The sequence below is a fragment of the Pararhodobacter sp. CCB-MM2 genome, assembly GCF_001691415.1.
Classification (GTDB): domain Bacteria; phylum Pseudomonadota; class Alphaproteobacteria; order Rhodobacterales; family Rhodobacteraceae; genus Pararhodobacter.
Genome location: NZ_LRRR01000109.1, coordinates 1 through 236, shown reverse-complemented (window position 1 = coordinate 236; position 236 = coordinate 1). Strand labels below are relative to the sequence as shown.

Below are 236 nucleotides of genomic sequence, written 5' to 3'. Positions count from 1 at the left end.
ACCTCGATCCGGTTGACCAGCTTGCCGTCGGCCAGCGACTCCAGGGTCCAGACCAGGTGGGGCAGGTCGATCCGGTTCATCGTCGAGCAGAAGCAGACCGTCTTGTCGAGGAAGACGATCTCCTTGTCCTCGTCGGCGAAACGGTTCGCCAAGCGGCGTACCAGATTCAGCTCCGTACCGATGGCCCACTTCGAGCCGCGCGGGGCCGCCTCCAGGGCCTTGATGATGTACTCCGT

At 63.6% G+C, this 236-nt stretch carries 1 protein-coding gene; it reads right to left on the bottom strand.

The window, feature by feature from the left end; translation table 11 throughout:
- Nucleotides 1-236, bottom strand: a 236-nt coding sequence (gene nadA / locus BCY78_RS24400; protein ID WP_158516005.1) for a quinolinate synthase NadA, incomplete at both ends; no start/stop codon positions are given.